Source organism: Ligilactobacillus sp. UO.C109, from assembly GCF_026847815.1.
GTDB lineage: Bacteria > Bacillota > Bacilli > Lactobacillales > Lactobacillaceae > Ligilactobacillus > Ligilactobacillus salivarius.
On the sequence record NZ_JAPSFH010000028.1, the window covers coordinates 73,285 to 97,612 of the forward strand.

Annotated in this window: 25 protein-coding genes and 1 pseudogene; 3 read left to right on the top strand and 23 right to left on the bottom strand. The window is 33.9% G+C overall.

Translation table 11 applies throughout. The annotated features are described in order from the left end of the window. Positions 1 to 111: 111 nt before the first annotated feature. The 3 genes from spxA to nrdD form a co-directional block, all read right to left on the bottom strand. The gene (gene spxA, locus OZJ21_RS08545) at positions 112 to 510 is read right to left on the bottom strand and encodes a transcriptional regulator SpxA (RefSeq protein WP_003705214.1); all 399 of its coding nucleotides are present in this window, start codon (positions 508 to 510) and stop codon (positions 112 to 114) included. A 227-nt stretch (positions 511 to 737) separates the two neighbouring features. Continuing rightward, entirely contained in the window at positions 738 to 1,418 is a 681-nt protein-coding gene (gene nrdG / locus OZJ21_RS08550; protein ID WP_044005154.1) for an anaerobic ribonucleoside-triphosphate reductase activating protein, read from the bottom strand. Then, positions 1,408 to 3,585, bottom strand: coding sequence for an anaerobic ribonucleoside-triphosphate reductase (gene nrdD / locus OZJ21_RS08555; protein ID WP_268857675.1), 2,178 nt, complete (start codon positions 3,583 to 3,585; stop codon positions 1,408 to 1,410). Before nrdD ends, nrdG begins: the two co-directional genes overlap by 11 nt. A 178-nt stretch (positions 3,586 to 3,763) precedes the next feature. Between nrdD and OZJ21_RS08560 the strand changes: the two genes are divergently transcribed. Next, a complete protein-coding gene (locus OZJ21_RS08560) occupies positions 3,764 to 4,321 on the top strand; it encodes a TIGR01440 family protein (RefSeq protein ID WP_003705217.1) in 558 nt (185 codons plus the stop codon). Between the two features lie 567 nt (positions 4,322 to 4,888). Here the strand turns inward: OZJ21_RS08560 and OZJ21_RS08565 are convergent. The 12 genes from OZJ21_RS08565 to OZJ21_RS08620 form a co-directional block, all read right to left on the bottom strand. Beyond that, positions 4,889 to 5,512 carry a GNAT family N-acetyltransferase gene (locus tag OZJ21_RS08565; protein WP_268857676.1) on the bottom strand — a complete coding sequence of 208 codons (624 nt, stop codon included), beginning with the start codon at positions 5,510 to 5,512 and terminating at the stop codon, positions 4,889 to 4,891. Positions 5,513 to 5,703: 191 nt separating this feature from the next. After that, entirely contained in the window at positions 5,704 to 7,785 is a 2,082-nt protein-coding gene (locus tag OZJ21_RS08570; protein ID WP_268857677.1) for a mucin-binding protein, read from the bottom strand. A 370-nt stretch (positions 7,786 to 8,155) separates the two neighbouring features. Continuing rightward, complete coding sequence (locus OZJ21_RS08575; protein ID WP_268857678.1) at positions 8,156 to 8,530, bottom strand: GNAT family N-acetyltransferase; 375 nt, start codon at positions 8,528 to 8,530, stop codon at positions 8,156 to 8,158. 130 nt (positions 8,531 to 8,660) lie between these two features. Further along, on the bottom strand, positions 8,661 to 8,792 hold the full coding sequence (locus OZJ21_RS08580) for an alpha/beta hydrolase (protein WP_225426864.1): 132 nt from the start codon (positions 8,790 to 8,792) through the stop codon (positions 8,661 to 8,663). Positions 8,793 to 8,880: 88 nt separating this feature from the next. Then, positions 8,881 to 9,492, bottom strand: coding sequence for a helix-turn-helix domain-containing protein (locus OZJ21_RS08585; protein WP_081559811.1), 612 nt, complete (start codon positions 9,490 to 9,492; stop codon positions 8,881 to 8,883). A 482-nt stretch (positions 9,493 to 9,974) separates the two neighbouring features. Next, positions 9,975 to 12,776, bottom strand: coding sequence for an AAA family ATPase (locus OZJ21_RS08590; protein ID WP_268857679.1), 2,802 nt, complete (start codon positions 12,774 to 12,776; stop codon positions 9,975 to 9,977). Between the two features lie 136 nt (positions 12,777 to 12,912). Continuing rightward, positions 12,913 to 13,503, bottom strand: coding sequence for a DUF3841 domain-containing protein (locus OZJ21_RS08595; protein ID WP_268857680.1), 591 nt, complete (start codon positions 13,501 to 13,503; stop codon positions 12,913 to 12,915). Between the two features lie 22 nt (positions 13,504 to 13,525). Further along, positions 13,526 to 13,918: a cytidine deaminase family protein gene (locus OZJ21_RS08600; RefSeq protein ID WP_268857681.1), complete on the bottom strand. Its 393-nt coding sequence runs from the start codon at positions 13,916 to 13,918 to the stop codon at positions 13,526 to 13,528. A 251-nt stretch (positions 13,919 to 14,169) separates the two neighbouring features. Further along, complete coding sequence (locus OZJ21_RS08605) at positions 14,170 to 14,580, bottom strand: ATP-grasp domain-containing protein (protein WP_328284337.1); 411 nt, start codon at positions 14,578 to 14,580, stop codon at positions 14,170 to 14,172. A 94-nt stretch (positions 14,581 to 14,674) separates the two neighbouring features. After that, positions 14,675 to 15,187 carry a hypothetical protein gene (locus OZJ21_RS08610; protein ID WP_268857682.1) on the bottom strand — a complete coding sequence of 171 codons (513 nt, stop codon included), beginning with the start codon at positions 15,185 to 15,187 and terminating at the stop codon, positions 14,675 to 14,677. A gap of 299 nt (positions 15,188 to 15,486) precedes the next feature. Further along, positions 15,487 to 15,816: a hypothetical protein gene (locus OZJ21_RS08615; protein ID WP_268857683.1), complete on the bottom strand. Its 330-nt coding sequence runs from the start codon at positions 15,814 to 15,816 to the stop codon at positions 15,487 to 15,489. 84 nt (positions 15,817 to 15,900) lie between these two features. Next, positions 15,901 to 16,743, bottom strand: coding sequence for a restriction endonuclease (locus OZJ21_RS08620; RefSeq protein ID WP_442916310.1), 843 nt, complete (start codon positions 16,741 to 16,743; stop codon positions 15,901 to 15,903). Positions 16,744 to 17,613: 870 nt separating this feature from the next. On the opposite strand from OZJ21_RS08620, the gene OZJ21_RS08625 reads away from it, so the two are divergent. Continuing rightward, positions 17,614 to 17,892 carry a hypothetical protein gene (locus OZJ21_RS08625; RefSeq protein WP_225359060.1) on the top strand — a complete coding sequence of 93 codons (279 nt, stop codon included), beginning with the start codon at positions 17,614 to 17,616 and terminating at the stop codon, positions 17,890 to 17,892. Positions 17,893 to 18,480: 588 nt separating this feature from the next. Here the strand turns inward: OZJ21_RS08625 and OZJ21_RS08630 are convergent. Then, positions 18,481 to 18,663, bottom strand: coding sequence for a DUF4926 domain-containing protein (locus OZJ21_RS08630; protein WP_268857685.1), 183 nt, complete (start codon positions 18,661 to 18,663; stop codon positions 18,481 to 18,483). Positions 18,664 to 19,259: 596 nt separating this feature from the next. Between OZJ21_RS08630 and OZJ21_RS08635 the strand changes: the two genes are divergently transcribed. After that, entirely contained in the window at positions 19,260 to 19,421 is a 162-nt protein-coding gene (locus OZJ21_RS08635) for a hypothetical protein (protein ID WP_179210807.1), read from the top strand. Positions 19,422 to 19,649: 228 nt separating this feature from the next. Here OZJ21_RS08635 and OZJ21_RS08640 read toward each other — a convergent pair whose 3' ends face one another. The 7 genes and pseudogenes from OZJ21_RS08640 to OZJ21_RS08670 form a co-directional block, all read right to left on the bottom strand. Beyond that, positions 19,650 to 20,252 carry a hypothetical protein gene (locus OZJ21_RS08640; RefSeq protein WP_268857686.1) on the bottom strand — a complete coding sequence of 201 codons (603 nt, stop codon included), beginning with the start codon at positions 20,250 to 20,252 and terminating at the stop codon, positions 19,650 to 19,652. A 13-nt stretch (positions 20,253 to 20,265) separates the two neighbouring features. Beyond that, entirely contained in the window at positions 20,266 to 21,246 is a 981-nt protein-coding gene (locus OZJ21_RS08645; RefSeq protein ID WP_268857687.1) for an HNH endonuclease family protein, read from the bottom strand. Positions 21,247 to 21,308: 62 nt separating this feature from the next. Beyond that, a pseudogene (gene tnpC, locus OZJ21_RS08650) lies at positions 21,309 to 22,238 on the bottom strand (IS66 family transposase); the annotation flags it as partial. Then, a complete protein-coding gene (locus OZJ21_RS08655; RefSeq protein ID WP_442916309.1) occupies positions 22,195 to 22,428 on the bottom strand; it encodes a transposase domain-containing protein in 234 nt (77 codons plus the stop codon). The gene OZJ21_RS08655 and the pseudogene tnpC, both read right to left, overlap by 44 nt. Before the next feature lie 55 nt (positions 22,429 to 22,483). Continuing rightward, a complete protein-coding gene (gene tnpB / locus OZJ21_RS08660; RefSeq protein ID WP_268857688.1) occupies positions 22,484 to 22,831 on the bottom strand; it encodes an IS66 family insertion sequence element accessory protein TnpB in 348 nt (115 codons plus the stop codon). After that, complete coding sequence (locus OZJ21_RS08665; protein ID WP_225439407.1) at positions 22,824 to 23,006, bottom strand: hypothetical protein; 183 nt, start codon at positions 23,004 to 23,006, stop codon at positions 22,824 to 22,826. The genes tnpB and OZJ21_RS08665 overlap by 8 nt, the downstream gene beginning before the upstream one ends. A gap of 322 nt (positions 23,007 to 23,328) precedes the next feature. Further along, positions 23,329 to 24,198, bottom strand: coding sequence for an LPXTG cell wall anchor domain-containing protein (locus OZJ21_RS08670; RefSeq protein WP_328284338.1), 870 nt, complete (start codon positions 24,196 to 24,198; stop codon positions 23,329 to 23,331). Between the last annotated feature and the right edge of the window lie 130 nt (positions 24,199 to 24,328).

Genomic DNA, 24,328 nt, shown 5'->3' on the forward strand with positions numbered 1-24,328 from the left:
AGCACATATATTTTTATTTTACTAATAAAAAGTAAGTATAAAATGATAAAAAATGACAAATCATGTTTCCTTAAAAACACAATTTGTCATTTTTCCACTATTAACTAATTCTTACAAATCCACTAATGCTTGTGCTCTTTGCAATTCTAAAGCTCTAACATCTCTTGGTAAGAATCTTCTAATCTCGTCTTCATTATATCCAACTTGAAGTCTCTTACTATCCATCATGATAGGTCTTCTAAGCAAACCAGGATTCTTTTGAATTAATGTATAAAGTTTTTGTAATGGTAATTCATCTAAATCAATATCTAAATCTTGAAAAATCTTAGAACGTTTAGAAATAATTTCTTCAGTTCCATCTTCTGTCATTTGTAAAATTTGTTTAATTTCATCAACATTTAAAGGGTTAGAAAAAATATTTCTTTCTTCAAATGGAATATTATGTTCTTCTAGCCATGCACGAGCCTTACGACAAGATGTGCAACTTGGTGATGTATAAAGTGTAACCATCTATGAAACGCCTCTTTTCTAAATTAAGGACCTACCTCAATGTACTACAATATAATTAACCACATATTTATTCTACTACATATTGTTCAAAAAATAAATATCTTTTACAAAAAATATTAATTAACTTTTTGTAAACAATTATCATGTTTATATTAATGTAATTATATCAAATATTTTTAGTCTCAAATACCTATATATATATACTTATATAAAAGTTAAGTTTTTGTTTATTTAGTCAATCTATCCCAAATTACAACTTGACCTTCTTTAAATGACTTTTGTACATCAATAATCCTTTGATTAGAACTTCCTCTAAATTGCAAAGTTAAATCCATCAAATCTTGTTCAAATCTACCATCAACTAAAATATCTAAATTATATAATAATTCTAACTTATCTTCAGATTCTTTCATCAATTCATCCCAAGTATATCCTGACCAAGACCAGATATCTTTTTCATGACCATACTCTTTTCTTATTCTTTTGACTAATCTCAAACAAACCTGTGTATTTAAAAATGGTTCTCCACCTAATAAAGTTAATCCTTGACAATAGCTCTCGCCTAAATCTTTAATAATTCGATCTTCAAGTTCTTGGGTATATGGGGTTCCATAATTAAAATTCTGAGCAGCTTTATTATAGCAACCTGGGCAAGCAAACATACATCCACTGACATATAAACTACATCTAATCCCTTCACCATCAACAAAATTAAATGGTTTATAATCTGCAATCTTCATTTGACTTAAATTACTTGCTAACCATTCTTTAGGTTGTGGATTACGAGGGCCTCTTTTTCGTCTTCTTTGCTTATTTTTTGATTCACTATTATCTACTTTAAAATCATCCTTATTAACAAAGACTGTATCTCCACCAACACTTATACGAATCGAATCATTATTGTTCATCTTCTGCCATTCCATTCATTAAATTTTTAGCACGTGATGCTATTTCAACGTGACGACCATGTACCATTGGTCTTTGTAGAGGATTACCTAAGTAACCACAAGTTCTCTTTACACAATCACATGTCTTAGGATCATGATTACCACACTTAGGACATTCAAAACCACGTGCTGTTGGTTTAAATTCACCTTGGAATCCACATTTATAACATTTATCAATTGGAGTATTAGTTCCTAAATAACCTATCTTATCATAAGCCCAGTCCCACACAGCCTCGAGTGCCTTAGGATTTTGTCTCAAATTAGGATATTCGCAATAATGGATGAATCCACCAGAAGCATACTTAGGATAATCCATTTCAAAAGTCAATTTTTCAAATGGAGATGGATGCTTTCTTACATCATAGTGGAAACTATTTGTATAGTATTCTTTGTCTGTAATATCCTTTACCTTACCAAATCTTTCTGTATCTAATTTGCAGAAACGATCTGTCAATGATTCACTTGGAGTTGAATAAACACTAAAGTGATAATTATATTCCTTAGACCAAGCTTTGCATCTTAAGTTTAGCTCTTTAACAATTTGTAAAGTAAAGTCATGAGCTTCTTGATTATTTTCCCAATCAGGACCATAGAAACTTGTTCCGACTTCATACAAACCAATGTATCCCAAAGAAACTGTTGCTCTACCATTTTTGAAAAGTTCATCTACATTTCCATCTGGTTTTAATCTCTTGCCGAAAGCACCAAATTGATACAAAATAGGTGCATTTTCAGGACTAGCATCCAATACTCGTTTAACCTTGAAAACTAATGCGGATTTAGCAACTTGCATTTCCTCATCAAAAATTTGCCAAAATAGATCTTTATCTCCATTAGCTTTTAAAGCTATTCTTGGTAAATTAACTGTTACTACCCCTAAATTCATCCGTCCAGAGTTAACTTCTTGACCATTTTCATCCTTCCAACCTTGCAAGAATGAGCGACAACCCATTGGCGCTTTGAAACTACCTGTTAACTCTTTAATCTTGTCGTACATTAAAACATCAGGATACATTCTCTTAGTAGCACATTCAACTGCCAATTCTTTGATGTCGTAGTTAGGATCTTCAGGCTTCAAATTTACACCTTTCTTGATTGTGAAAACCAACTTTGGAAAAATAGCAGTTCTCTTTTCTTTACCCAATCCAGCAATTCTAATTCTCAAAATTGATTTTTGAATTTCTCTTTCAACCCATGACGTTCCCAAGCCAAAACCTAAAGTAGTAAATGGTGTTTGACCTTGTGATGAAAATAGTGTATTAATCTCATACTCTAATGCTTGCATCGCATCATAAATATCTTTTTTAGTTCTTTTAACTGCAAAAGCCTTGATTTTATCCTCATCAGTGATAAATTCTTCACTTTCCTTCAAGTGCTTGTGATAATTCTTCATCGCAAATGGTGCTAAAACTTCATCAATTCTATCAGCAGAACAACCACCATATTGAGAAGAAGCAACGTTGGCGATGATTTGTGCCATTTGTGCTGTTGCAGTTTGGATAGAATGAGGGCTTTCCACTTCTGCATTACCAATCTTAAATCCATGGGTCAACATTTCTTTAAAGTCAATTAAGCAACAATTAGTCATAGGACTCCATGGTGTGTAGTCCAAGTCATGATAATGAATATCACCACGTAAATGAGCCTTAGCAACATGTTCAGGCATCATCTTCAAACCTAGTGTCTTTCCAACAGTTCCGGCTGTTAAATCACGTTGCGTATTAAAAACTTTACTATCCTTATTAGCATTTTCGTGAACTAAACTTGGATCCTTTCCTTGAAGTCTAGCTAGTCTTTCTGTTGGATTTGTTTGTTCTTCCCATTTTTCTTCATCTTGTTTACGATATTCTATGTAAGCTTGAGCTTTATCATCTAAACCTAGCTCTTTTAACGTATCTACAAAAGCAGTTGCTACTTCCTGTGCACTTACTTCGTCTTTTCCTACTAATTTATTTAGTATTCCACTAATTACATTTTCTTGGATCTTACCCGATAAATCCATTGCATTTAGTACTAATTTTAATTTATATAAAGCAAAGGAAAATTTTACTCCATCTCTTTTAACGAAGTAACTTGGTACTTCTTTTATTATTTTTATATTATTTTTATCTGTTTTTAAATCCAACATAGCACATTTTCCTTTCCATTATTTTATACTATATATATTACACGTTAACTCTGCCTAATACAATATATAGTGACAAAAAATAAAATATAACACTATATATAGTATACAATCTATTGAATAATATTTTTTTCAAACTTGCGTTATAATAGGACATATAGTAATTATTGGTGGTGAGAAAATGGAATTAACTGAAATCAAAGAAAAAACTTTACAAGCACTTAATGAGTTGCTTGAACAAGCTAATTTAAAAAAAGATGATATTTTTGTACTAGGTATGAGTACTAGTGAAATACAAGGACAACATATTGGTAAACATTCAAATATTGATATCGGTCGCACAGTCGTAAATACAATCAATGATCGCCTTAAAGAATTAGGTGTACATCTTGCAGTTCAAGGTTGTGAACATTTGAACCGTGCTTTAGTTGTTGAAGAAAGTGTTGCTGAAAAGAATAATTTGGAAATTGTCACAGTTTATCCGTCTCTACATGCTGGTGGAGCTGGTCAAATCGCAGCATTTGAAGCTTTTGATAACCCAGTAGAAGTTGAACATATCACTGCAAAAGCTGGTATGGATATTGGGGATACTTCTATTGGTATGCATGTAAAATTTGTACAAATTCCCGTTAGAACAAGTGTTACTGAAATTGGCAAAGCCCATGTTACGTTCTTGCGTTCACGTCCTAAATTGATCGGTGGTCAACGCGCTAAATATACTTGGGATCCATTTAATTAATATAACAGCGTCAAACTAGATTTTTATCAAGTTTGACGCTGCGTTATTTTATCGCTCATTACGGTACGGAACACGCCATGGTAACAAAACAGTGACCTCTAACAATTTAGTGAAAAGTTAGACTGGCAAATTTACTGTGTTCCCAGAATCCCTAATTTAACCGTTAAGAAACGATAGTTTTAGGTTAAGTTAGGATAAAGACATAATTCTATTAAGAGTTATCACGTAATTTAACATGAATTTCTTGTATAATTTTTTCTAAATTTAAATAAAAGATCTACCGGATAATTACCTGATAGATCTTTCATTAAATTTATGCTGAATATTTGACAAAAATTCTCCCCCACATAATATGGGGAACACCTACCTTTAACTAAAACATAATAGGATCACCCACACAGTATGGGGAACACATTCTTATCCTTCAAAGTATTAGAAAAGGTAAGCCATTATTTATATAGTAGAATTATTATCACAATAAACTATATACAATCTACGTTATATTTTAACACAATGTAGCAGTAAAAAAATCCTATACTAATTAAACGTAGAGTTATCTTTTCATATTTATGATAATTGCCCTGGTAAGATTTTCTTTTCCTTTGTTGGAAAACTAGTATCAAATTTTTCAACTTCTGCATCTTCAACAATATATCCTTCTGGATCCTTAAAAGTACCAATTACTCCAGAAAGATAACCTGATTGTAATTCTTTTACCATGAAAAATGGAATTTCTTCATTTCGAGGAAAAGGATCATAGTAAATATTCATAGAATGTCCACTTACAAATCCAAATTTTCGATAATACTTTGGATCTCCAGTAATTGCTAATGCACCACAACCAATTTTTTTTGCTTTACCCATTGTAAATTTAATCAATTTACTACCATACCCTTTCCCTTGATATTTTGGTAACACACTAACAGGACCAAATGTCATAACTGAAACGAAATCCCCATTATCACATTGTATTTTAGAATTACAATACATAATATGGGCAATCACTTCTCCATCTTTTTCAACAACATAATCCAATTCTTTTACAAAATCAGAACGTTTTCTAAATTTATGAAGAATATAATGTTCAGAACATCCAGGATGATATTTATTCCAAAAAGCTTCTCTTGTAAGATTCTCTACTTGTTTCCATTCTTCTTTATTTTCCAAACGAATTATAATATTATTTTCCATAGAATACGATTTCACCTCTAAAAATTTTATTAATTAACACTACACATAATAACATTTAACTGTTTAGTTTTTTATACTTTCTAGTAGTTCATAAAAAGACGGCACTAAATCTCGTTAATATTGAGCTTAGTGCCATCTATTATAACTATTTTAAGAAAAAATTTCGTTACTTAATATATCACATCAATTTTTTAACGTTTTCGAATAATCTCCCATACTCCAAGAATAGACGTCAAAAGTAATCCAATAATCGAGTAAATGGTCTCTACTTTATTTCCAGTTTGTGGAAGTTTGTTTTGAAAGACCTTAGACTTAGTATCCATATTTTTTAATTCAGGTGTAGCTGTCTTTCCTTTTGCGTTTGTGATGTTTTTTGGAGTTGGACTAGTTGTAGAAGTTTCTGGAGTTGGATCATTTGTCACTTCTTCTGATTCTTCTACTATTACTGGTTCATCTGCTCGATAGTAGATGTCTACCACTGCGTCCAAACTTTCTGAGGTTACTTCTACTTCATCTACTGCACCTGGAATTGCTGTGTAGCCTTCTTGTTCTGGGGCTGTAAAGCTTTCCCAACGACCTACGGTCCATGGCCCATATTTCTTCTCGTCGCTGCCTGCTACACTCGTGTACTTCCTTTCCAAGGTTACTGGTTGTTTTGTCGTTTGAACTTCACCATTTGGCAAGTGTACATTAATTGTTCGCGTGATTGTCTTTTCTTCTTTTCCTTCTACTATTGCTGGTTCATCTGCTCGATAGTAGATGTCTACCACTGCGTCCAAACTTTCTGAAGTTACTTCTACTTCATCTACTGTGCCTGGGATTGCTGTGTAGCCTTCTTGTTCTGGCGCTGTAAAGCTTTCCCAACGACCTACGGTCCATGGTCCATATTTCTTCTCGTTGCTGCCTGCTACACTCGTGTACTTCCTTTCCAATGTTACTGGTTGTTTTGTTGTTTGAACTTCACCATTTGGCAAGTGTACATTGATTGTTCGCGTAATTGTCTTTTCTTCTTTTCCTTCTACTATTGCTGGTTCATCTGCTCGATAGTAGATATCTACCACTGCATCCAAACTTTCTGAAGTTACTTCGACTTCATCTACTGTGCCTGGAATTGCTGTGTAACCTTCTTGTTCTGGCGCTGTAAAGCTTTCCCAACGACCTACGGTCCATGGTCCATATTTCTTCTCATCGCTTCCTGCTACACTCGTGTACTTTCTTTCCAAGGTTACTGGTTGTTTTGTTGTTTGAACTTCACCATTTGGCAAGTGTACATTGATTGTTCGCGTAATCGTCTTTTCTTCTTTTCCTTCTATAGGTTTTGGATCATCATCCAATATATATCGATACTTCTCTTTAATTAATAATCCATCGTATCCTATTAATTTTATATCTCCCTTTGCGAACTTCTTTTCATATTCTTCGTATTTTGGTTCATATAAATAGTAAGGTTCATCATATTTTTCTTCTTCAGGAAGAGGTATAACTTCTCCACTAATTCTTTGAACTGGAGACTTAACATATGAAGTGTCTAGAATTTCGTTAATGTCGTCTTCCATAAATGAATTAACAGTTTGTGAAATTCCTGGAATAACTGGTGATTTTGCCCCTGGGATTGGTGGAACATCAATTGCTTTAAAGTTTATCAGTGGTAAATCATCATTCTCTGACTCTATTCCATAATAAAGAGTATCCATACTTTCATAAGGAAGTATTTCTTCTTTACCATCAGGCTTAACAATCGTTACTTCTCGAACAATAACAAAGTAAGTTACAACATTATTTCCATGCTCTTCTTTTCTTAAATCACTTTCTTTAGGTTGATAACTGAAAACAGTTGGTTGAGATTGAACTTTTTCTACTTCTGAAGTAGGAGTATTATTATCTAATTCTACTGAAGCATCACTCATTGTGGTGATTTCCTGAACTTTTTCTGGAACTGTTTCTGAAGAAGCAACATTATTTTGTTGATCTATTTCAGATACATTCAAGGTAGTTTTATCGATTGTTGTGTCAGTTCCTTTAGTTTCTTTTGTTATTACCTCTGAAGAAGTATTTATTGATTTTTCCTTGGTTATATTATTATTTGGAACTTTTTCTTCAACTTTTGAAACGCTTTCATTTTTTGGGATCAAATTATCAGCTGATACAGTAGTTCCACTGATAAATAACATTGTTCCCCCCAATAAAACAGAAACAACGCCAACAGTCAATTTACGAATGGCCCATCTCTGTTTGTAATTTGTAGCTAATATCCTGTTTTTCTTTGATAACATAGTAATCACCTCTTTTATTATGGCTTGCTTTTTATCACTTACTTAATCCTTATATGGTAACCTTTTCTATCTTAATTATACTTGAATCTTTCATGTTTAATCAACTACTAAAAATTATTTTCTGTTAATTATTATAATTATTTTCTAAATTTCTTTTTAACCTATATATCATGATAAATTTTTTATAACTAAAAATAATTAACATATCTATACTATTTTTCTTCTATATAATAGTAATTTATTAAATAAAAAAGGTCCTGATTAAAAAACAGAACCTCTCTTAGCAGTTGACAAATAAATTATATATTCACTAAAAATACTTTTACTTTCCCCACTGCATTAAATATTCCTTATTTCCCATCTCATCACTTTACTTTCGAACAATCTTCAATCCCTGTTTATTGTAAAAACTAACTGCCGCTTGATTTTCAGCATAAACTTCAAGAGTAAATGAATCATACTTACGTTTGATAGCATTCAAAAGTTTACTTCCCACCCCATGTCGACGAAATTTATTTTTAATAAAAATTCCCGCCAAATAGGTATTCTGCATTCCCACAAATCCTATTATTTGTGATTTATCTTCTATAACTATGATCTCAGATTGTTGCAATGCATCACGAACCATCTCAAAATTATTAATCCAATATTTTCGATCAATAAAAGGATGTGCATTTAAATTACCTTCTAACCAGATCTTCATTACCTGATCAAGATCATTTGGTTGGAAATTTCTAATAATCATTTAAACCTCCTAAAAATTATTAATTTTACATAATACATTTTAAAAAATTTCTTGCTACAATATTTCTATAATTTTCTATTTAAAAAATTCAATAACTTCTTGCTCAACAAACTCTGGTTTCCAATATGTTTCATATATGATTTGCTCCTTCAATATATACAACCTTTTTATCATCTGTTCCAGTTGTTTTTTTAAAGAAATCATCTATCATGTATCTAGTATCAGAAATATCACCAGTAATCATTAGTAATGGTTGTTTCAATAAAGCCGCTTGATTTTTAACATCAAAGAATTTTCTGCCGATAACTCATTTCTAAATACACTAAATATTATGCTTACAAAATCAGCTTTCATTTGGTAAACACTTTCTTATGATATCCCTTTTTACCACAATATGGACATTCCATTTTTCTTGTTGTTCCATAATGTGGAGCTAAAAGAACAGCTTTCCTGGTTGGTATATACCTCATCTTACAATTAGGGCACTCATAATATCCTGCATCATGCTCAATCATGACAGCATATATAGCAGTTACAAAAATTAGAATTGTACCTAAAATAGCGACCATAATTCCTAAAAATTGACTTATTTTCGTCAATAACGTTCCCATAAGTATTAACACAACTGCAGAAATACAACTTAAAGTAGCTAATATCTTTACTGTAGTAAGTAATCTTCTATCTGCTTTTTCTTTTTGGTTTCGTAATTCAATTAAATTTTGTTCAGCTATTTTTTTATAATCTTTCATAACAATTTGTTCTCCAGTTAAGAGTTCATTCACATTAATTTCTAGTAATTGACAGAGATCTAACATCAACGAAGCATCTGGTATGCTTTTACCATTTTCCCACTTGGAGACAGCTCTATCGGTAATTCCTAATTTTTTTGCCAGATTGGCTTGAGTAAAATGTAAATCTTTTCTACGTTTGGCAATAAACTTTCCAATTTTTTCCTGTTCCATAAAAATTCCTCCCTCAAAACTCATTATCTTATTTTATAATTTAAAACACTATGAACCGTTAGTTGAATTGCATTATTTCAAAAAAACAACTAATAGTTGAGTCAAAAAATAAAAATTCAACCAACTTTTTCTTATATTCAAAGTATATCATCACTATTCGAAATAAAATTTATTAAATCATCTCCTACTATACTGCCCTTTAAGAATTTTATCCTCTATAATAAAAAGATCTACCAGAAAACTATCTGATAGATCTTTCAATATTATTCAATTACTAAGCTTTGTAGCAATTATCCCCCATAAAATGGGGAACACCCATCTTTAACTAAAACATATAAGGATCACCCCCACCAGATATGGGGAACACATTTTTTATCCTTAAAAATATTTTTAGCAAAGGTAATTAATTATTTTCAAATTGCCACAATGATATCTCACATGTAATTCATTTTACATTTTAACACAGTTTATTGAGAAATTCACTATCCTTTAAACTTAAGTAAATCTTCTTCAGTAATTGTTTTCAGCATATCTATATCATTCATATCATTTGGACTACTTGCTAATCTTTCAGCCTGGATTGCGATCAATTTTTCGTTAACATTGCGAATCCAGCGTCCATTGCTATGATCATTAGTACTTTCGTAACTATCTTTTACTACTTCTGAATATGTGTCTTCATTTTCTAAAATGTATTGTCTCTTTGATAGGTCAAATAAGCCAATTTGCACAACTTCATCAGCAGTATAATCTTCAAAGTCAAAAACATTTGGAATACGACTCTTCAAACCTGAGTTCATCTTAAGGAATTGATCCATTTCTTTGGTGTAACCTGCAAAGATAATTACGATGTCGTCGCGATGATCTTCCATGAATTTCAGAATTTCATCAATAGCTTCACGTCCAAAATCATTACCTCCACCTGAACTTAAAGTGTATGCTTCGTCTATAAATAAGACTCCTCCTAAGGCAGATTCTAACACATCTCTAGTCTTAGGGGCTGTTTGACCAACGTATTCTGCTACCAAATCTGTTCTGGAAACTTCAACTAATTCGGGTTTACGGATAACTCCCTTTTGGAACAAAATTTGTCCCATAATTCGAGCAACTGTTGTCTTACCTGTACCTGGATTACCTAAAAATAGCGAATGTAAACTTACCGCAGAAGTTGCTAACCCTTGCTCTTTACGCTTATTATTAATGACACTCATATTAATAAATTTAGAAACTTGTTGTTTAACTTTTTCTAGACCTATCAATGAGTTAAGCTTAGCATAAGCGTCGTCGGCTGAATTTATTTCTAAATCTTTATTTACAACTTGATTAATGTCATCTTGCGTTATTTCTTGAAGTAAATCTACACTTATATTATCGCTCTCTGCCAAACGTAATGCCTGAGCTTTCATAATTTTTTCGTTGACATTGCGGATCCAACGCCCATTACTATGATCATTTTCTTTGTCATAGTAATCTTTAAGTGCCTTTTCGTAATACAATTCATCAACAGTGTAATTTCGTTTCTTTAGGTCAAATAAACCAATTCTTACAATTTCATCAGCAGTATAATCTTCAAAATCAAAGACGTTTGGAATACGGCTCTTCAAACCTGAATTCATCTTGAGAAACTTTCTCATTTCTTTTGGATAACCTGCAAAAATAATCATAATATCATCGCGATTATCTTCCATAAATTTCAAAATTTCATCAATAGCTTCACGCCCAAAATCATTCTCTCCACCATTGCTTAAAGTATATGCTTCATCTATAAAGAGAATTCCACCTAAAGCCGATTTTAATACTTCTCTAGTTTTTGATGCAGTCTGGCCAACATATTCAGCTACTAAATCTGCACGTGAAACTTCAATCACATCTGATCGACTAATTACTTGTTTTTGATAAAGAACATCTCCTATAATTCGTGCTACAGTCGTTTTGCCTGTACCTGGATTACCTAAAAACAATGAATGCATGCTAGTATTAACTACTTGAAGTCCTTGTTCTTTACGTTTCTGGTTAATAATATTCAAGTTAATAAACTCTTTAACTTGTTTCTTAACCTTATCTAAGCCAATCAAGCTATTTAATTTTTCTAATGCTACATTTGAATCCTCACTTTGAGTCTTATTATCTGTATCTCCTACTGATTCTTCATTCTCTAATGTTGATTTTTGACCATGTTGTCCATCGTAAACTAACTTACCGCCATTTTTAGCTTCCATCAAAATATCATCTGGATTACCATTTACAAAATCAATTTTATCAATAGCAGCAAAAGCTTCATTATCCACCCTGACATTAGGATCAATTATCTCTTCAAATACTGCATTTTTTATGTATAACACAGATTCATCTGTACTTAGGATGTTAATTATACTTTCTGAATGTTCATTAAAATGTACACTATTTGCATAACCTGAAGAACGATTGGTCAATAAGAAAATCAACTGTATTGTCGCATTACTTAAAAATACTTGACTGCTATATGCTGCTAGTTTATATATGTAATCATTATTTGATTCAAATACAGAATATTTTTCTAAATGAACACTTTCTACCTCATCTTGATTATCTAAAATTGAATTATGTGATTTTAAACTAGATTGATTTAAAAAGACGGTTGGATACTTATTTTCTCCATCTATGCCATCGTTAATTATTTTTGAGTCTTCAATCTCTACATTAGATCTAATTGCATATACTGCATTTGTACTGCGAATTCTACTACTTTCAACCCTAGTTAATTTACAATTACTATTTTCAGATGTCCAAATCGAAACTTTATCAAGTGTTGTATTTTCAATTACCAAATTTGCTTGATAAGTCTTAATTGTATCCCATCTTTTTTGATCAGATGTATCTACTATGGAGTTCATAATTTTCACTTGTGCATTATCGTTAGCATACAATAAAACTTTCTTATTAGTATTACTAAAATTGCGCATAATACATTGATTTAAAACGACATTTGCACCATTAACAGTAACTACAGTTCTATCAATATTGTCATTCAAAATCATTTTTTCAAACGAAACTTGATATCCTTTAGTAACTAAGATAGTCCCATTGATAGATGTAGTTAAACTTCCGTCATCTTTCATATCACCAACAAAGCTGAGATTTTTCTCAATTGTAAATCTATTTTGTCCTAAATTTATTATAGTTCCTGCTTGGAATTGAATTACATCGCCATTGCTTGCATTCCTATACGCTTCAGAAAAGTCCCAAACTTTACTTGTACCAAAATTAAATACTTTCCTAGTATTTCCTACAATAAAGGTTGCCATAGTCTCACTTCCTATACCTTAAAGATAGTAAATATTCAAATAATATCCTTCGTTATTTAAAATTATTGTTTTACTTCTTTATTTTACTACATAATTATTGATGGTGCTTTTGCGATTATAGGAAATATCATTCAATCTACTGAGTATATTTCTCGAACTTTCTCCCCTTTTTTAACAACCATGCTTTCCGTACTTGACTCATTTCTAACATCCAAAAACAAGCCTGAATTGTCTCACCATTGCTCGTCCATTTTCCATGTCGAATATCAGTATCAAATATTCGATGCCACGATTTTTCTTTAACTTGTTTTTGCTTTCTTTCAGGCAAACTATCAAATTTTTTCTCTAATCGTTCCCACTCTTGTTCATTTGTTGCAGGAGAATAATACCAATCATTCAATACAAAATGCCAAGCTTCAAAATCACTTAAAAGAACTTTTTCTTCAGGTATATTGATTTCCATACAGACTTCTATCTCGCTATCTCTTATCCAACGAAAATCGGGACGTACATGTTTATAATCTCTACGATACCAAGCCCACAATGGTACTTTTACATCCTTATGTGGCAAAATTTTTCTTCGTTTCATTTGCTTAATTATCCAATTATAAGCAACTTGAAAATTATTTTCTTTCAAGTTTTCTGATTTTTCAGGGTCACAATAAAATTGACCTTTACTTTTCAGTTGTTGATATACACTATATGGTTGTACGGTCCAGATAATCATAAAATCACTCTTATTTCATTAACTATATCCACCATTCTGGAGTTAATTCCCCTAACGTAACTACTTTTTCTTTCTTATAATCAAGCATAATTTCCACATGTTGATAAGATTTAGACATCAATTGTGTCATTAATTCTCGACATGCTCCACATGGTGCCCCAGTCTTTCCATCAGACATAATAGCAAGCACTCGTTTTACTTCGTTATCGCCATTAGTAATCATGTTAAATATCGCATTTCGTTCTGCACATATTCCAAGAGTACACGATGTATCAACACATACTCCTGTGTAAATTTTTCCACTAGATGCTGCAATGGCTGCAGCTACACCACCCACATAAATTCTTTCAGAAACTTCTCTTGGATTTTGCACATTTTTAGCTGCTTTATATAAATCTTCCCATACTTTTTCCATATAATGCCTCCACAAGTTTGTTTTTAAATAAGTATACCAGTAAATAAATAATATAAATATTAAAAAACTAGTATACTAACAAAATATAGTACACTAGTTTCTGTATATTCTTATACATCAAGATCAAATGCACACTCATCAACAGTATCTGTTAACTCTGCCCAACGTGCTGCTAGAAGTTTTGCATAGCGAATATCATATAATCCATATGATGCTAGAGAATATCCTTCATTTACTTCAATTAACAGGGTTTATCCGGTTTTAGTAACACCAAAATCAAGCGAAAAACCAGCTGGCTGATCAACATAGTCATTGAGACAATTTTCAATAACTTTAGGATCATAGTGAAAATGCCAATCTCCATAATATGGCTTGACTCCTTCAATTTGACCATAACGAACGTAGGCTCTCCATTCTGCTACAAAATCAACGACTTCACTGCAGATAATATCTGGATTTTCATAACTTGACCCTAGTCCTATCAAATCTTGAGGAGACCTAATAACTTTTCCCGTAATTTTCTTTCCTTCAACCGACTTAACAAATACTGGCCAAAATTCTGGATGTCTATTAATTGTATCCATATTAGAGTACCAAATTTTTCGACCTAAATATTTTCTAATTGATTCAGGATAGTTAATCTCATCACTATTAATATTCAATTGATTTAATCGCCTACGTATACTACAAAAATGAACTCACGAAAATGCTTCTATCTTCAATAATTTTTAGATTAAGAGTCATTATTTGCATTGTTTAAAGAATATCAAAAGCAATGTCAAAAGTACAAAGTTTCTGCAGATCATATTCGTATTCAAAATCATCAAGTGCCATTTTTGCTATTAAAAATTTGAAATCATTATATCTTGTCAATTTTTCGTCAATATCAGAATAATATGGCAAATGTTTTCCGTATCCAATATGATCATCTAAGTTATAATTATCTGCGGCAACTGCTATGCCAAAAGCCTTATTACTTTCCTTCCAAAACGAACCACCATAATATTCATCAGAATCCCAATCAATAAAGTTCTTATGATTGAACCATACATTGGAAACCAATTTAAGTTCTTTAAAATAAAAATTGTCAGATAGATTTGGAATTAAAAGGTAAGCTTGTTCTACACCATTAAGATAATTGTAGCTTTTTTCAATCACTTCATTAATTTCTATCGTTTTATCCAAAGCACTAAAAGGAATAATTTTATCGTCACCCTTAATTGTAAAAGTGGCTTCTTTCATTCTTAAAGTTGTAACTAAATTCTTCATTTTCATTCACTACCTTTAGTTAATATCCTAAGAGCATCTTCCCTTTGAAAAAATTAATTAATTCTTCAAACTTCACCCGTTAAAACCCATTTTTAATCCACTTTTACTACTTTTAAACGATGGATTTTAACACTAATACTAATTATTTTACTATCATTGTCGATATTTTTAAAGCTGAGATAAATACTCTATTATTCATAAAATACAAAAAGTGCATTTCTCTTTAACAATTATCAAAGAAAAACACACTTTCTAAACTTAATTTACTTTCAAATATGAATACCACAAATAAACTTTTTCTAATCAACTTTGTTTAATTCATCTGTTGCCTGATCTTCAATAATAAAGTTATTGTTATTCAACTCTTCTAAGCGACCTTTAATTTGTTCAAGTATACACAGTAGCTTCTTTTTATTTTTAGCTAGTGTTTCTTCATTGAAATAACAACCTTTGCCATGTGAATTAAATTCATAGCACTCATCATAAAGATCCATACATTTTCTATTCCACATCTCTAAATCCGAATTACTGTCAACTATTTCAATTCCTGTCATTAATTTTCCCGTAAACGGATCAGAGTCCCAAATAGGGCCGTGTCCAAATTCGAACATCAATTTAATCTTTCGCATATTAGTTTACCCCAAATATAGGCTAATTTATAAATAATCTCACTAAAATGATTAGTCTAAATATTCCAGTTTAGATTCTATCAATTAATCCTCATCAAAATAAAATTTTTTTAATCGATAAGTTGTTACTGGCTTTACATAGTAATTATACTTTGCCACTAAATCACAGATTTGATCTCCATTAATGAGTGTAATTACCCTAGTTCCCTCTCTAGCTGTTTTCATAGCTTCACGAGTAAAATCTGATGTTGCAATAAAAATACCATACTCGGCATTATATTTGTCCATTGCCCCACGGAATTTATCAATTTCCGGCGCAGAAACTTTCCCATCCCACCGCTTAGCTTGTAATGCAACACGAGTGGTACGAAAATCATCAGATGTAATGTAGCCAAATCCATCTAATCCACCATCCCCTACATATCGAACACCTATATTATCGTCTAAGTCAACTCCCATACGAATGAGTAGACCTCGACTAAACAACTCAAATTTTTTAGGCGACATTTTTGCTAAAGCATCTAATAATTCTGTACGCCAAGTCTCATCAGTATCTTCATCGGAATTACTATTATCTATCTCATCATTTAATGATCCATCTACAATAGATCGAACATCATGAATTGGATCAAACTTTTCAAAATCAACCGTTCTCCCCTTCTCTGACAATTCAAGATCATGGTTGTTCTCAGTAAAGATATACCCTGTCGTAATTAAATGTTTAACAGCAAAATTAAATCTATAAATGAATGGTTGATATTCTTTTCCTGTCTTTTTTGACTGTTTGATTTTATCAACTTGCTCTTCTGAAATCACATCTGAGTGATTACGAATCTCTCGCCTAACTTCTTTGCGTGTCACTCGTCCCCCAAGCTCTTGCATTGCTTTTAAGACTTCAATCATGATTAAATTTTCAAATTCTATCATTTTATTTCCAGACACTATCTATCACACCTTTTTATGCTAGTTATGTTCGCTTACGGTCCGCTCCAATACAGTAACACTCTCAACATGCGATGCTTGCCTTGTTTTAATCATACATCACTTATAAATGCCGACATATTACGCTTTGTAGCTACTATTTGGACATGAATTTCTATTGTAATCTAACAAAGACAAGTGCTGATTTATCATGTTTAAACACCGTCAATTCCACTACTTTCAATACTTTAGGAACTCAAAAACAGGTACTACATTGATAGCAAACTTGGTAATTGTTGAGTACACTATAACAATAATTCAAAAAATCAATGATATAATTTAGTTATTAAATACTACAGGGAGTGAAATAGCAATGAGCAAATATAATATAATCAGTAAGTGGAACAGAGCCTCTGAACTCTTTCGTACTCAGCAATTTATCCTTAATTTTGCTAAAGAAGATGACCTAACCAAAATTGAAGAGGTCATCAAGAAGCGTCGAGAAGAACTAGCTAAGAAGTAGTCCTGATAACTAACGCTGTACTAATATTCATCTTCTACGTAATACTAAAAGCTTGGTTCGTTAACTTTGATAGGTTGCGGACTATTTTTAATAAAACATTGCCTTTAAAGTGGCTTATTTTTTAGTACATCAGTATTTTACCATCAATGATTGTTAGTAACAAAATTTCCAGAAATATTAGCGTAAAAATCTGCTACTTAGGGACAACGAAAGCTTGAAGATATTTTTAAATCTATTTCAGACAAAGGATATCCTCAATTACCTTTTATTTCAACATCTTGGAAAACTGGTATTTTTTTAGAACAGAAAGTGGTTATGATATTCTACACAATAAGAAAAACGAAGTAAGTTATATGCGAGTAAAACCCGGAGACTTTGTAATTTATCTAAGATCATTTCAAGATTGTTTTGCTGCTTCAGAGCTTGAAGGAATAACTTCCCCAGCATATACTGTTATTCATTTTGTTGATGATAACCAAGATTTCTATTTTTGGAAGTATATATTTACATCCCTAAAATTTGTAAACAGTCTTGTAAAAGTTGCTTACGAAATTCGCAATGATAGAAGTATCAGTTATTCTGATTTTAAGAATTTAAAATGGTGCTTACCTAATAGAAGAGAACAAAAGTAGATATAGACCTTCTTCACGCAACTTGATTCCCTCATCACCCTTCTAAAAAACTATACTGTAGCGCGTCAAAAATTATAGGGCAAGTTCCGTAATACTATTAGGAAAACAATCAACCAGCTATTATTTCCCGTGTCATTTACTATCAGCACAAAAATCCAGGATTGCTTCACGACTTAAGATGGGTATCATCATGGCTACACACAATAAGAACGTTACTCAACTAACCGATCAAGTCCAGGCTCTACGAAAGCAACGCGAACAGCTACTGCAACAAGAAAACGATCACGACATCAATCTCTCCAACCTGAAGAATATTTAAATCTTCTTCCAAATCTACCAGGGGGCCTCATCAAGTTTAAAAAATGAACCACCTCTTGATAAAAAATCACCATCTATAAACGCTACATGGAGATTGCGTTCAAAGATGGTGAAGTAATCAAAGTTACAATGTAAGACTATTATGGCACTCAGCTAATCTGGCTGGGTGCATTTTTAGTGGAAAAATCAATCACCTATTTGTGGAAACTTATCGTTGCCAAACATAAAGTATATTAAGTCAACATTTCTAGCCACATGCTAAAAATGTATCTATTTATTGCAAAGATGTAACTTAGAAAGAGGAACATCATACAATATTCCAAGAGTTTCCCCTTTATTATCTATAATCTCTAAATAACACTTATCATTATATAATTCTACAATAACCCCTATTGATCCTTTTTTAAAATTATCGATGTCTTCTATTAACCAAACGGTATCGTACAATTGCATATTACTTTTTCTCCCTTATTTGCGGAAACTAATCAATCCAGTTTGTGGAAACTGATCGCTATTCCATCCTAAATATTAACCATTGCTATTTGTGGAAACTGATCGTCCCGAATTTAGGTAATTTTGCAAGGTATTTGCGAAAACTGGTCACTTTATCAAATAGAAGTCGATCAAATCTTCAACGTTTCTAGTCTCCAAATCAAAAAAGTGTATCTATCTGTGGAAAATAATCCAAAATAGATACACATTTTTTGATTTTATAAACGCCTTAACCATGCGGTTTCTAGAGACCTACTTTACTCGTTCCAGCACTGTGACTGACTCCACATGTGGCATCCGACTCATACCAATCACACATTGCCTCAAACGCTGAGACAGTGCAGTTTGTCGCTGCTTTCTAAGGATTAATTTCTACAGAGATGAGTGCTTGCTTATCATACCCATTCTCACTATTTTAGCATTTCATTAGCTAACGGCAACTCAATGAACGCTACTATGTTATAGCGTACTTGGTGCCTGTCGAGTGCGTTATAACAATGGTTCAAGGGATCGATGCTATAATTTAGTTATTGAATACTACAAGGAGTGAAATAGCAATGAGTATGTTTAAACTAATCAGTAAATGGAACAATGCTTCAGAGACTTTTCGAGCTCAACAATACATTCTTAATTTAGCTAAGGAAGAAGATCTAGTGAAGATTGAAGAAGCCATCAAGCAACGTCGAGAAGAGTTAGCTAAAAAGGCGCCCCAAAAGTAGCGGAAATGCCACCCTATTGTCCACATTCTGCACATACTAAAAGACTGTCCCGTTAACTTTGGCCAGTTGCGGACGATCTTTTAGTAGCCTAAGTAGCTAAGCAGCCATCTTTAAGGCTGCTTAGTTTTCTTTGAACATTGATATTCTAACCATCAGTGCCAAATACAAGTAACCTACCTTGATTTTTGCTACGTAATCTAAAAACAATCAGCAAAAATTACTACACACTCAATATGGTTCTTCTTTACCATCAGCTGCTAAATTAGCTTTTATAGTGGCATAGGTTTGTTTATTCTCTTCATTTACAGCTGTTGTATCCAAAATTAGCACTGCGTTAACAATATCATATATTTTTTCCGGATCATTATTGAAATCATTGGTGGTTATCAAAATGTTCTTTCTAGCCTTTGAGTTCGCCAATACTTTTCTAAATTTATCCCGTTCTGAAATATCACTTATCGCTGTTTGAACTGGATGAAAGACTGCAAAATCCTTATTGCCATTAAATCGAAAGTCCCTATGCTTTTTCCATTGTGTAAATTGAATGTTTAATCCATAAATTTTAAAAACATCTCTTAAATTAAAACGAGGTAATGTCTTACGCAGTCCACGTTCCAAAAAATTTTTTTCATCTTGAACTCGCGTATTGCCTATTACTAATGTTCCATTTTTATAATATGGCAAATCATTTAAAATTCCGAAAGTTAATAATACTTTATTATCATCAAAGTATCCCCTCACTAAAATATTATGGATCCTTTGATCCATCATCAACTCACTAAATCTATCAGCAAATTTTTCTGGTGCCATTTTTTCAATAATCTCAGCCATATATCTAAGCACCTCACTTAATCGTATATAATACTTCATCGGCGATATCACAGATTTCAGCTATCTTAGAAATCAATGCTAAAACCACATTAGCTGAGAAGTTGGTTTCAATACTGGTTCCATTATCCAATATTTTTGGCGACCGTTGACTAGCAAACAGCATCTTATTCAAAGAACTGTCACCTTTAATCTTTTCATAGTTGCGACTATCTAATCGCCAAATATACTCCATGAAACTAATCAACATCTTACGCCAAGAGTCTAACGGAATATCTTCATCGTTAATGATTAATCTAGTTGGCTTTTTACCAGTAATATCAATCGATTCCGTGATTGCATGTTCGCCAGTCATACTTTCAACTTGAAGTGTATCAACTGGTTTCGGGAAGATTGCAATCAATTCTTGGGTAAGCTGTTCCGTCCGTTTAACAATGCTATCCTTATTCCAAACTGAATAATCAGTAGCAATTTCTCTGGTTAGGCTGACATTGGATATTTGATAAACCTCTCGTTTCTCACTGAATACCTTATTTCCCATTTCCTGATTATATTTAGTTAACGTTAGGTTCCCAATTACCCCACCTAATTCTTCATTAATCCGGTTAGCATTAGGGAGTTCAATTCGCCAGTCATTGTTTAGCCGTTGTGGCATAATGTGTTCAACCTGAGCATCATCAAAGTCGATGGTTTCCTTAGTTCGCGATTCTTCTAGAACTACTAATGCTAGTTTAGCTAGATTATTTCGTAGACTGTACAAGTTAACATTCATCAAACTGTCCGCAAATTTTTTATCATCCGGGAAGGAAGCATTCAGTAATGAAACTAACCTTGCCCGATAATCGCCAACTGCCTTTGTCTTATCACACAAGGCAATTACTGTGCGATTTAACCCATTAGTAGGGAGTTGACAGACCTTCAGTCGGAAAAGATAGCTTTCCATGATCCGAGCAACTTCAACCACATTATCCTGACTAACTTCACCCGTTGAAGCCATCTCCAGCATCATGAAAAAGTAAGGATAAACCACTCGACTGTCCATGGCATTAATATGACGCAATACTTCTCTAGCAGAGGTCTTAATTCGGACTGACGCTTCTCGTACCTCTCTTCGGCGGAAAGGTCTTCCCAGGCGCTCTCTAGGCTAAACATTTGATTACAGTAATGGATCCCTTGATTAGCCACCGAAGTCGCGTCGGATTCTCTTTTAGGCAAGGAATCATGGAACTTCCGCCTTGCATGAGCCATACAGCCAACAAGAGTCACATCTTGCTGGCTTAATCGTAAATAGCCAGGATATTGATCACAATGAAGGTATCCGCTGAAGCCTGTGAGGAAATCCCACGCTTCCGCGCCTTTTCGTGATCCATGGTGATATAGGACAATCGGCTTCTCGGCATGCTTGCCTGACAAGAAGGTCCAAATGTAGTCTTTGGCCCTCTCGCTATCCAAGACTCGATATGGTGTCTCATCTGCGTGAATGACATTCAGCTTTAGCAGCTCTTTTCTCAAGAGCTCGTATAGGCTGGAGAGGTAGTACTCACAAACCTTGATATGCCAATTCGAAACCGTCTTGTGATCAAGCGGAAGGCCCATACGCCGCAAGTCCTTCTCCTGTCGGTAGGCAGGAACCTTGAGAACAGACTTCTGATAGATCGTATCAGCGATCAAAGAAGCTGAGCCAGGACTGTTGGTTAACGGAGCCTTGGGTACAGGAGCTTGGATAATCTTGTCGGCTGGTGCTTTATCACTGCAGTGCTGGATGTGATCGATTCTCTTAACTTGGGCTGGAATGTAGAGTAGCTCTTGTCTAGCACAGAAGCTGCCGATCTCTTTCAGTTCGTGCTGGCAGTCTGGGCAGGTAAGGTCATCCAACTGGTAATGAACCTCCTCGCCCGGCAGAGAGTCTAAGATATCTTGCTTTCTGTCGACTTGCTTGCGTCTCTTATAGGTAATAGTTTCGGTAATGCGAGGGCAAGTCCTCGTCATCTTGGGAGGCGTTGTCTTCTTCAAAGAGGCTCAGCTGATCTGGGTTGACAGCTCTCTTTTCGGAAGACTTGCCGTAAAGCTTATTAGTCAAATAAGCAACTTGTTCAGTAAGAAGGGCAACCTGCTTGAGCAATTCTTCGTTATTTGCTTTAAGCATTTCGATTAAAGCTAAGGTTTCTTTTTCGGTCATGGTTGTTGTCCCTCCTTGATTCATAATCATGAGAATACTAGAAAAGCTCGTGAAATCAATACAATTCACGAGCTCTTGCGGTATTAATTTTAGGATCAATGGTAAAGCCCTGCATCAAGCGCATGACTTGTTCATCGGACAACTCTCGAACTTCGTCTTCATTGTTTGGCCAGGCCAGCTTTCCATTCTCAAAGCGCTTATACAGCAGCCAGAATCCCTGACCGTCCCAATAAAGTACTTTGAAGCAATCTCTCCGGCTACCGCAGAAGAGAAAGACACATCCAGAGAAGGGGTCAAGGTTGAAGCTCTTCTTAACAATGTAAGCAAGCGAATCAATTCCCCGGCGCATGTCGGTCTTACCGTAAACAATGAACACTCGACCTAACTCAGCCAGATTAATCATGGCTAAAAACCCTGTCTACGACTTCGAGCATAAGCTCGTTAGTGGCATCACTGTAAAATGACATCTCAACCCCATTGGACTTCAGATTGAGAACGAGCCTGTTTTTTGGAAGCTTATTCCTAGGTCTGAGTTTGCCCTTCGGCAGCTCGAGCGGTACGATTGGATGTTCAGTCATAATATCGTGTTCCTCCGTATTCAATTGTTAAGAACAGTATATGACTATTGAACAGGGGTCGATAGATACCGCGCTATTGGGTGCTTACTCTTGAAATAAAAAATTCCCCATCCATTTTCTGGATGAGGAATTGCCCTTCACCAATACGGTTTAACAAAGAGCCAGAAAAATGCCTTCCGAGTATGCTAGATGAATTTTCTATTTCATCTGTATACTCAGAAGGCATTATAGCCGAAATTCTGAACGGTTCTTTTATTCAAAGGACGTATGTCACGGCCCCTTTTTGTGCCTCTTCAGACTAGTAAGTTATTCTGACTAACTACTAATCTTCTTTTCTCTTCTTGCTGCCGAGGCCAAACAAACCAAGTAAGCTCAGAATGATCAAGCCCAAACCTGTTGCCGCAGTAGCTGAAGTATTTTGCTCACCTGTTTGTGGCAACTTCTTCGCTGTCGTATCAGCGGTTGCTCCTTGAATCGATGCTGTAGTTCCTTGACCGTTACTCTTTACATCACCGGTGTTAGCAACGTCACTTCCTTGCTTGGTTACCAACTGGCTTCCGGGAATAACGTCCTGTGAACCATCTGGGTAGGTGATCGTAGCCGTACCATCATTACCAATAGTTACCTGAGTCCCTTCTGGGAACTGGTCTTTATTGGCATTTTCGATACTTTCCTTAACCTGTTGTTTCTCTTCATCAGTCAGGTTATTTGGATCCTTGACTTCAACCTTGGTCTTGGCTGGAACCGTTGGATCCAGCTTGTCAGCACTAGTCTTTTCTTCAACCAGCTTATCACCTGAGATTGTGTCGACTGACGTGTCTGGGTAGGTAATTGTGGTATCTCCATTGTCACCCACATCAATCTTGGTTCCTTCTGGTAAGCCAGAGTTGTTATCACGAATGTTGTCTTCGACTTCTTTCTTTTCGTCATCAGTCAGCTTCGTTGGATCATCAACCTTGGTCTTGTCTGGAACCGTTGGATCCAGATTTTCAGCACTATTCTTTTCTTCAACCAGCTTATTACCTGGGATAGTGTCGACTGACGTGTCTGGGTAGGTAATTGTGGTATCTCCATTGTCACCCACATCAATCTTGGTTCCTTCTGGTAAGCCAGAGTTGTTATCACGAATGATTCTTGTTTTAAACTCTTTAAAACGCGGTGTTCTCGGTTTATTTTTAAGAAATAAATCAATATCTAGTTTTCAAAGAACAAAATCTTGAGAGATATGACCTCTCAAAACTAAACAAAGTATTCGATAAATGTACAGGTTCCGTAATTATTCCTTAGAAAGGAGGTGATCCAGCCGCAGGTTCTCCTACGGC